Here is a 10,091-nt window from a genome sequence, read left to right as displayed (position 1 = left end):
CTCATAAGAGAGCCTGAGCTTACACTCAGGCTTTTTTATTGCCTGTGACCCGTCCTGAATAGCGTTGTCAACCATCACTGATTGGCAATATGCTATCCAGCGCGTTCGCTGCCTCTCCAGTTATCATTTCCTTATTACGTTTTATCCGTATCAAATACAGATTACTGATGCACGACCATTCGTCTTATCGACAATACCTCGCTGTAAAAGGAATGTGTTTGATGAGCGATAAAAACCTTTTCATCATTTAATGCCTTCTCTTTTTCGACCAGATATTCAGTCTTAATGTTATCTTAATATTGGATTGTTACTCTGATTTTATTTTTTAATATTTCCAAATATAATAACCAACGATGAAAAATGATAATAATTATCATGAGCGCTCACGGACGGCACGTAAAAGCACACTGATTAGCGTCATTGTTAATTTGTTTTTATCCTGCTTACAGATTATAACTGGTCTACTTTCAGGCTCTCAGGCGCTTGTCGCCGATGGCATTCATTCGTTTTCCGATTTAATCGCTGACTTTGTGGTGCTGATTGCCAACCAAAAAAGCCGAAAGCCCTGTGACGACGATCATCATTATGGACACTGGCGCTATGAAAATGGCGCGTCAATGATTTTAGGCGTTTTGCTATGTCTTGTTGGCGCTGGCATGCTGTGGTCGGCAGTCGGGAAATTACTCCATCCTGACACTATCCAGCAAGTTCATATCACGGCACTGTGGGTGGCGATTGGCGCTCTGATCATAAAAGAATGTTTGTTCCGATACATGCTCGCGGTAGCGACGCGTATTCAGTCTTCTATGCTGGTCGCTAATGCCTGGCACGCCCGTTCAGATGCCGCTTCATCAGTGGTTGTGGCCATAGGGATCGCCGGAAGCCTCGCCGGACTGCCTTATTGTGATCCCATCGCAGCGCTTATCGTCGGTGCATTGATAGTCCGCATGGGCTATCCCTTCGCCTGTAACGCATTACATGACCTGATGGATCGTTCCGTAGAACCTGCCAAAGAAAACGAAATAAAAGCCACTATTTTGTCCACTCCGGGGGTTATGAATCTCCATGATTTAAAAACACGTAAGGCCGGGGACCTGATTCTGGTTGATGTCCATATTGAGGTTCAGGCGCACCTGTCTGTCAGAGAGGGCCATGACATTGCCGTCGCCACACGCAACAAAGTATTAAAAAAACATAACGTTCTCAATATGATGATACATGTTGACCCCTGTGCATCTGGTACAGGTGATTGTTTAAGGTAAATACTGGCAATATAGAAAATGGGCTCAGTAAATGAAAAGGATTTCAATTCTCACTAACGGTAAAAATGAGTATGTTATTGAGTATTATTTTCATATCAAAAATTATTTAGGCATTAATTTTTGATATCCACCATTTATTCCATGCAAATTTTCAGCAAATACTATTCCACCGATCTCATTTATAGTGATTTAGTGGTGACTTTAAGAAGTATCCTTTATTAATAAACGCTATCTTAATCATTGTGGCTTCCCATATCGGGAATAATTCAGGCTAACAATGTCTACCACGTCCGTGACTATAAAGCTCGTATTACAAAATTTTTAATATGCATGTGGGCAATTTCTCTGAAGGAATCAGTAATGAATAAAATAGTAAAACTAACGGCCATCGCTATTGCTGGAGGCACCCTGTGTTATTTGGGACTCGCTGGCTATGTATGGTATTACGACACCCAGCGTGTGGCGAAAACGTCAATCCCAAACTCAGCATCGGCACAAAATAATCAGGTGTTGGCTATTCTTCGGGACAAGGGATGTGATTATTGCCATACCCCCTCCGCTGAATTGCCGTTCTATGCCTCCTTTCCCGTCGCGAAGCAGTTGATGGATTACGACATCCAGCTCGGCTATAAGTCTTTCAACCTTACGCCGGTTCGGGAAAGCCTGACTGAAAACAAACCGGCGCCGCAAAGCGACCTGAATAAAATTGAATGGGTCATGCAACATCAGACCATGCCGCCGACCCGTTATGTCGCGCTGCACTGGGCAGGCAGCGTCAATGACAGCGAGCGCAAAACGCTGATGGACTGGATAACCAACCAACGTGAAAGCTTTTATGCCAGTGACGATACCGCTCCCCGGCATCGCAACGAACCGGTGCAACCGATCCCCCGCTCACTACCGGTTGATAAAGACAAAGTGGCCCTCGGATTCCGTCTGTATCACGATCCGCGGCTTTCCGGGGATAACTCTATCTCCTGCGCCAGTTGTCACCAGTTAGGCGCCGGTGGGGTCGACGGCCTGAAAACGTCGACGGGCGTCGGCGGCGCAGTGGGCCCGATTAACGCGCCGACAGTGTTCAACTCGGTATTTAACATTGAGCAGTTCTGGGATGGCCGGGCACCGACATTGCAGGCTCAGGCAGGCGGGCCACCGCTTAACCCGATAGAAATGGCATCCAAATCCTGGGAGGAGATTATCGCAAAGCTGCGCCAGGATGAGGTACTTAGCCGCGACTTTACGGCAGTCTATCCGGAAGGGTTTACCGGCGATACCATCACTGACGCCATTGCCGAGTTTGAGAAAACCCTGATAACCCCGGACTCTCCGTTTGATAACTGGCTGCGCGGCGACGATAGTGCGCTGACTGCCCAACAAATTCGCGGCTATCAGCTGTTTAAGGATAACAAATGCGCCACCTGCCACGGCGGTGTAATCCTCGGCGGCCGTTCCTTTGAGCCATTGGGCCTGAAAAAAGATTTCAACTTCGGCGAAATCACGGATGCGGATATTGGACGTATGAACGTGACAGAAGAAGCGCGTGACCGCCTGCGTCAGAAAGTCCCGACGCTGCGCAACGTGACGCTGACTGCGCCATATTACCACCGTGGAGATGTGGAAACGCTGGATGAAGCCGTGAAACTGATGCTACGTCACCAGGTCGGCACGGAACTGCCGCAGCAGGATGTGAATGATATTGTCGCTTTCCTGGAAAGCCTTACCGGTACCTATACCCCATATCCAGTAGAATAAATCCCTTTCGCCGCCTTCTAAAATCAGAAGGCGGCATTTAGTAATACACAGTGACAAAGTTCAGACCACAGACACTGAGCGCTCATTTTCCTTGTACAACCGGCAGTGCCAGGCAAGCCTCAAATCCCGAGTTCTGATCGGTTCGTGGCGATCTCAGTACGAGAGTGGTCCCGATTCGTAAAGCGATAGTATTAACTATCGCCAGGCCCAGCCCAGCCCCCCAGGAAGGGTTTGCAGCGCGTTCAAACCGCTCCGTCAACCGGATGAGTACCCGGTCCGGCACCACCGGTCCATCATTGGCGACGGTGAGTAATCCACTCTCAGAAATGGAAACATCTACTGGCGCCCCCTCCGCTCCATGCCGTAACGCATTCTCAACAAGGTTGCGATAAAGAATGGCAAAGATGTCGGGATCGAGTTCTGATATCACTGGAGTAGCCGGCAATATGAGACAAATCCTGCCCATTCCCATGATACGTGACAAGTCTTCTGTCAGAATACGCGCTACAGGCCGGAGATCGGCAGCATCTTCCAGACACAAGCGCCCCCCTTCAGCCCGCGACAACTGCATCAGACGTTCGGAAAGCCGCGTCAGACGCTTTAGAGTCAACTCAATACTGGCAGCTCGTCTCTGTGCCTCCGCATCATTCGTTTCCGCCTGCAGACGCTGTGCCTGCGCAATAGCACCAGCAAGTGGAGTGCGCAATTCATGGGCTGCATTGGCGGTAAAACTACGCTCTGCCTCGAAGGCGACAGCTAGTTGACCGAGTAATCCATTCAAGGTATCTGCCACCGGTGAGATCTCGTTTGGAAGTCTATCTGCCGGCACCAATGAGAGATCGCTCACTCCTCGCACAGCCAGCCGATCGCGAAAACGGCGCAAAGGCGCAAGGCTGAACCGCACCGCAAGGACGATTGAAAGAATCGCAACGGGAAGAAAAATCAACAGCGGCAGACCAAAGCCTGTCTGGATTTCACGCGCGACACTCTGGCGACGAGACAACGGTTCAGCAATAGTCAGCCGTATCGAACCCTGCAAGGCATCTTCGTTATAAAACCGATGGGTAGAAGACTGACGGAAACCCATACCGTCCCACGGGAGAAATACACCGGGGTCAGCATCATGGGAATGGAGAAGAATATGCTCCTGATCGTCGCGCACGATGTAAGTGAGAAATTCTTCATGGTCGCGAATTTCCACCAACCGCTGCGTGACGCCCTCCTCATCACGTCCAAGAATATCAACAATCGCAAGTGGCAAAATGCGCTGCGCCGTTTCCTGTAACGCTGAATCAAACACCTCTTCAATGGCACTTCTCGCCTGAATGGCGGTCAGCGAAGCGGCGCTTGCCCAGAGGATAGTCAACAGGATACCCAATGAAAATCCGAGTTGTCTCTGAAGACTACGCGACATCGTTATCCCTGCCCCAGTCGATAACCAAGGCCCCGTTCGGTCTCAATGATATCGCTCCCCAGCTTCTTGCGCAGCCGGCTGACATGGACCTCAATGGTATTGCTCTCAACCTCGGCATCAAAGGTATACAGTTTATCTTCAAGCTGTGCTTTAGAAAGCAATTGCCCGGGACGCGTCAGAAAAGCCTCAAACAAGGCCCATTCACGCAACGTCAGTGTAATGCCGCGCCCATCACGCTGAATGCTGCGCGCCGCCAGGTCGATACGCAAAGTCCCATGGTGAATCACAGGATTAGGGCTACCACTGTAACGGCGAGCAACAGATCCTATCCGCGCAGACAACTCCGCCAGATCGAAAGGCTTTACCAGATAGTCGTCAGCGCCCGCATTCAACCCTTCAATCCGGTCAGAAACTTGATCAAGGGCGGTCAGAATGATGACCGGTACAGCATAACCCCGCGCTCGCATCCCGCGCAGGAATGGAACGCCCCGTCCATCGGGAAGCATGAGATCAAGCAACAGGAGATCGTAAGAAGCGCCGGCAATAGCGCGCTCTGCCGTATCCAGACGTTGTACCCAGTCCACGGAGTGACCATCTCCCGCCATCTGGTCACGCACCGCAGACCCAAGTACCGCATCGTCTTCAATCAGCATGATCCGCATTGATCTATTCCTCGACCCGTACCTGCACAACAGCTTTCCTGACGGCAAGCTGAAGCGTTTTTCATTCCAGCTTCAGCTCGCGATCATTCTGGCAGGTCATCCTTAAAGTCCCAAGGATAGAGGAACCCTGCTATGAAATCATTCTTTCCTGCTGTCATTGTGATCGTGCTGACAGGTTCTGGTGCAGCGCTGGCCAGCGACGATTGCCGCCGCCCTATGGCTGAATGGCAATCCCGGGATACCGTTTCCGATCATGTCACTGAGCTGGGTATAACCACAGACCGGCTACGCATCGACGATGGCTGTTATGAGATCCGCGGTCGGGACAATGAAGGTAATCGAATCAAGCTGAAACTTGATCCTGCGACACTGGAACCACTTAAGCTGGAAGTCCGCTTTCAGCCAGGCTCTGACACATCGCGCTACCTGTCCGTCCCGGATAATACGTCCAGTAATGCACCTCCCCTCCCCCCACCATCACAACAGGTTGATGACTAACAGATAGTCGACAGGTCTGCAGCATTCAGAGAGGTAATGACCACTCAACGTTCTCTTCCGATGCAGTCCTGGTTACGCAAATATGAATAAGGAGTTCAATAATGAAAAAACTCATCTCAGGTCTGGCTTTATCCGCCGCGCTGGTACTTCCCGAACTTGTCATGGCGCGTCCGGTAACCCTGACGACCACGCTCAGGAACTATGGTGGAGATGGTGCCTATCTTGCCCTGTATCTGACCGATGCTTCTGGCGCCTATGTGCGTACTCTTTGGGTGGCTGGTAAGAAATCTAAATATTACAAACATCTGACCGACTGGTATCGTGCGACTGGCGGCCGCCAGGCACATATCAACGGGATTACAGGTGCCAGCGTCGGGGCCGGCAGAGACCTGAAAGTCACCGTCGATTTAGCCGATACCTTATTCGACGCGGGCTATAAACTCACCCTGGATGCCGCCGTTGAAGATATGCGGGATAGCCCACGTGAAGTCTCCGTTCCGCTGACTAACACCGGCGCCGGACAGTCCATTTCAGGTCGCCGCTATATTGACATGTTCACCTACGGTTTCTGAGCGAGCCGGAGGTCACCACTATGATACGCATTTTGCACCGCTGGCCAGGACTGGCACTGGCTACCCTGTTGTTCACCACTGCGTTAAGCGGAGCCATACTGTCGTTTTACCCGGCAGCAGATACCGTTCTGGCTCCTCAGGCTGCCAACGGAATGACCGTTGCTGAACTGGCGACACAGGTGCAGAAAGCCCACCCTGGCGTAGAACAGATTCAGCGATCGTCTTCGGGACAGATCAGTGCATGGTGGTTCGATGGTAGCCAGCCGGGCTCTGCTATTATCGATCCGATGACCGGCCATCATCTTGACACTACCAATCCCGACCCCCTAAGGCGCTGGCTGACAACTTTCCATCGTTCGCTGTTTCTGGATGATAGCGGCCGCCTGATAGTCGCCGCTGGCGCGCTGACGATGCTTATCCTGACATTTTCCGGCTCAATACTGATTGTTCGACGCACCGGAGGCTGGCGACGCTGGTTTTCACGCCTGCGCGGACCATTAGCAGGACGACTACACGTTGAACTTGCACGCGTTACGGCACCTGGATTATTGCTCTGTGCATTAACGGCGCTCTGGATGTCCGCCGAAACATTCAACATTGTCACGATAGAGCCTTTGCAGCCGCCCCTCGCTTATGAAGCCAGCGGCAAAACCGGCCTCGCGCTGGATAAAATAGATGTCTTGCGTAACACCCCTGTCACTGTGTTACGCGAGCTAAGTTTTCCCGATCCAGACCATCCCGAAGATACGTTCATCATCAAGACTGACCAGGGGATGGGATATGTGGATCAGGGAACCGGCACTATGCTGGCGTGGAGCGACCTTAATACCTGGCAGAAAATATCAGAAACCATTTACATGCTTCATACCGGTCAGGGCTCGGCCATCACAGGAATTGTTCTTGGTCTGGTGGCGTTAGGGGGTCCTGTATTGGTCATAACCGGATACGCTGTCTGGCTTACCGGGACAGGTAGCCGTCCGCGTCTAAAAGATAACGCGTCTGCCGCCCAGGCTACCACAATTGTACTGGTAGGTTCAGAAAGTGGCACCACCTGGGGTTTTGCGGCAACGCTGGCAAATGCGTTACGTGATGTCGGCCAGTCTGTACATGTCGCACCAGCGAACACATTCACGCCTACTCGTTATCGCAAGGTACAACGCTTTTTTATCCTTACGGCCACCTATGGAGAAGGTGGTGCGCCCTCTTCCGCCCGAGTATTGCTCGAAAAACTTCAAGCAATGAAGACCCCTCCTGTCGCTCCCCTGGCCGTTCTCGGGTTTGGCGATCGCAGCTTCCCGCACTTTTGCGCCTTTGCCGCTGCAGTGGAAAGAGCTGCCCGGGCTGCAGGATGGAGATCATTACTCCCTTTTGAAACTATCGATCGGCAATCGTCTCAGGCCTTCACTCGCTGGGGCCGGGCGCTGGGTAATGCTCTGCACGCAGAACTCAATCTGGCATATCAACCGGTATTGCCAGCGACAACGCCACTGACCCTGCTGACGCGCAGAGATTACGGAGAGGCTATACATGTACCAATGACAATACTGCGCTTCGCGCTACCGAAAACATCTTTCTGGCAGCGCGTCACCGGCGAAGGTTTTGCCCGGTTCGAAGCAGGAGATTTGCTGGGGATTTTACCGGTAGGCAATACGATACCTCGCCTTTACTCTCTGGCTTCAGGCACAGAAGATGGTTTTATAGAAATAGTGGTACGCCAGCATCCAGGTGGTCTGTCTTCTGGTCAGTTGACACGTCTTTCTCCCGGGCAGACGGTACGTGCTTTTTTGCGCAGCAACCCCGCTTTTCATGTCCAGCACGACAGTTCCCCCCTGATTCTGATTGGCGCCGGTACCGGCCTGGGGCCTCTGGCAGGTTTTATTCGTCGCAATGATCGGCGACGTGCGATTTATCTGTTTTTCGGACTTCGCTCGCCGGACAGCGATTTCCTGTACCACACCGAATTATCCATCTGGCAAAGCGAAGGGTACCTTACACAACTTTTCACCGCGGCTTCACGCAGCGATTACCCACAATATGTTCAGGATATTCTACTCAGGGAAGGCCCGTTAATCGCGCAGTCTATCGAGCAGGGGGGAAGGATCATGATTTGTGGAGGACGCGATATGGCCCAGGGTGTCGCCGAAGCCCTGGAGAATATCCTCAGTCCCATCGGGATAACGCCAGAAATACTGAAAGCCGGAGGCCGCTATGTCGAAGATATCTACTGATTTAATCAAATACGCGCTCAGTGGACCAACAATGGGAACTCGCTGGTCGGCACTTTTCTACGCCCCTGCAGGATATGATTCCGGGCCAGTACAGACGGCCTTACAGCAGGCCGTAGACAATATCAACGAGCAGATGTCCACCCGGAATCCCTATAGCGACCTGATGTGGCTGAATCATCTGCCAGCGGGAGAGTCTCTCATCGTGCCGGATGATATCATCCGGGTACTACAGTCTGGCCTGGCTATTGGTCAGGCGTCGGGTGGCGCCTTTGATATCGGCATGGGAGATGCCGTACGCGCCTGGGGATTTGGCACAGAGTCCGCGGAAGTGGAAAATATCCGCAAAGCAATGGCAGCTCGGCGACAACCCGCACACGAATTACTGGCGTTAAAAGGCAACATTGTGCATAAACGTGGCGCTATTGTGCTCGATCTGAATGGCATTGCTAAAGGATATGGCGCGGATCGTTTGATGGAAACACTGGCCGCATTTGGTATTGAGAGCGGACTGGTCGGGATTGATGGGGAACTGCGGGCTCAGGGTCTAAGACCTGACAACCAGGCATGGACAATTGCAATCGAGGCCCCCGACCCAAACTGCCGAGCGACTCATTCCATCCTGACATTACAGGATGCCGCTGTCGCTACTTCTGGCGACTACCGTCACTGGGTTAATGTGCAGGGATATCGGCTGTCGCACACCATGGATCCACAACGTGGCGCCCCGTTGGTCAGCCCCCCCGCCTCGGTTACTGTTGTTGCCCCCACCTGCACAGAAGCCGATGCCTGGGCTACGGCACTGATGGTCGCCGGCCCTGAAACCGGAGAGAGACTTGCCCGGCAACAGGGGCTTAGCGCGCTGTTCCTGATGCGGGATAATGCAGGGAAAATAGCTTCCCGCGGATGCGGCCCACTTTTTGAGCACCCGCAATCCTCTGGTCATATACATATGTCAGGTACAGAATGATTTCATCAATCAGCCGACTCACCGAACTCTCTCCAGCCAATACCGGTATAAACCATCAATATCACCGCTGCTCAGTAGTGGGATCGCCGGTGATAACTTTTCTTCCGGCCAATCCCACCACTTCATTTCCAGTAGCTTATCGATAGTCATATCCTCAAAGCGCTTGCGGATCACTTGCGCCGGATTGCCGCCCACAATGGTATAAGGCTCTACGTCCCGGGTCACCAGAGCCCGCGTACCAATCACTGCGCCATCGCCAACCTTTATGCCGGGCAAAATAATCGCTTCGGAACCAATCCAGACATCATTGCCAATAACAGTATCCCCGGCAGGTTGATACCCATTACTTGCCCCTGCAAAAACCGCAACATCCGGCATCCAGTAAAAAGGGAACGTACTTATCCAGTCATGGCGATGTCCCTGATTGCCGGCCATAATAAATGCCGCGCCTGAACCAATCGAACAAAAGCTTCCGATGATTAATCTGTCCACGCCGGCATCCGGCAGCAGATAGCGCGCGCAGTCATCAAAACCGTGCCCATGGTAATAGCCCGAATAGTAGCTATAGCGCCCAACAATGATGTTCGGATTAGTCACTTGCTTATCCAGCGTCACCCCTTTAAAAGGCGATTCGAAAAAATTGCTCATTCCTGGCTCCCGGCGTTGTTCAGCGTATCGCTGCCGCTATTCTCTCCAGCCAGACCCGTTCCGGCAATGCGCTCGCTCCATTTATGTT

The 10,091-nt window shown here is 52.2% G+C and carries 9 protein-coding genes; 6 read left to right on the top strand and 3 right to left on the bottom strand.

What is annotated here, in order from left to right:
- The first annotated feature begins 353 nt into the window (after positions 1-353).
- Both AQ981_RS18230 and AQ981_RS18225 read left to right on the top strand, forming a co-directional pair.
- Positions 354-1,262: a cation diffusion facilitator family transporter gene (locus tag AQ981_RS18230; RefSeq protein WP_058913170.1), complete on the top strand. Its 909-nt coding sequence runs from the start codon at positions 354-356 to the stop codon at positions 1,260-1,262.
- A 360-nt stretch (positions 1,263-1,622) separates the two neighbouring features.
- Positions 1,623-3,014, top strand: a complete 1,392-nt coding sequence (locus AQ981_RS18225; RefSeq protein ID WP_058913169.1) for a cytochrome-c peroxidase — start codon at positions 1,623-1,625, stop codon at positions 3,012-3,014.
- An 82-nt stretch (positions 3,015-3,096) separates the two neighbouring features.
- On the opposite strand, the gene AQ981_RS18220 is transcribed toward AQ981_RS18225, so the two are convergent.
- Both AQ981_RS18220 and AQ981_RS18215 read right to left on the bottom strand, forming a co-directional pair.
- Entirely contained in the window at positions 3,097-4,428 is a 1,332-nt protein-coding gene (locus AQ981_RS18220; RefSeq protein WP_058913168.1) for a histidine kinase dimerization/phospho-acceptor domain-containing protein, read from the bottom strand.
- 2 nt (positions 4,429-4,430) lie between these two features.
- Positions 4,431-5,090 carry a response regulator gene (locus tag AQ981_RS18215; RefSeq protein WP_058913167.1) on the bottom strand — a complete coding sequence of 220 codons (660 nt, stop codon included), beginning with the start codon at positions 5,088-5,090 and terminating at the stop codon, positions 4,431-4,433.
- A 132-nt stretch (positions 5,091-5,222) separates the two neighbouring features.
- On the opposite strand from AQ981_RS18215, the gene AQ981_RS18210 reads away from it, so the two are divergent.
- The 4 genes from AQ981_RS18210 (at position 5,223) to AQ981_RS18195 (ending at position 9,355) form a co-directional block, all read left to right on the top strand.
- A complete protein-coding gene (locus tag AQ981_RS18210) occupies positions 5,223-5,588 on the top strand; it encodes a PepSY domain-containing protein (protein ID WP_058913166.1) in 366 nt (121 codons plus the stop codon).
- 101 nt (positions 5,589-5,689) lie between these two features.
- Positions 5,690-6,160, top strand: coding sequence for a DUF2271 domain-containing protein (locus AQ981_RS18205; RefSeq protein WP_058913165.1), 471 nt, complete (start codon positions 5,690-5,692; stop codon positions 6,158-6,160).
- A 20-nt stretch (positions 6,161-6,180) separates the two neighbouring features.
- Positions 6,181-8,388: a PepSY domain-containing protein gene (locus AQ981_RS18200; RefSeq protein WP_058913164.1), complete on the top strand. Its 2,208-nt coding sequence runs from the start codon at positions 6,181-6,183 to the stop codon at positions 8,386-8,388.
- On the top strand, positions 8,369-9,355 hold the full coding sequence (locus AQ981_RS18195; RefSeq protein ID WP_058913163.1) for an FAD:protein FMN transferase: 987 nt from the start codon (positions 8,369-8,371) through the stop codon (positions 9,353-9,355). Before AQ981_RS18200 ends, AQ981_RS18195 begins: the two co-directional genes overlap by 20 nt.
- An 18-nt stretch (positions 9,356-9,373) precedes the next feature.
- Here AQ981_RS18195 and catB read toward each other — a convergent pair whose 3' ends face one another.
- Complete coding sequence (gene catB, locus AQ981_RS18190; protein ID WP_058913162.1) at positions 9,374-10,003, bottom strand: type B chloramphenicol O-acetyltransferase; 630 nt, start codon at positions 10,001-10,003, stop codon at positions 9,374-9,376.
- Between the last annotated feature and the right edge of the window lie 88 nt (positions 10,004-10,091).

Source organism: Entomohabitans teleogrylli, assembly GCF_001484765.1.
GTDB classification, from domain to species: domain Bacteria; phylum Pseudomonadota; class Gammaproteobacteria; order Enterobacterales; family Enterobacteriaceae; genus Entomohabitans; species Entomohabitans teleogrylli.
Note: the sequence above shows the minus strand (reverse complement) of the source record. Positions and strands in the feature narration are given on the sequence as shown.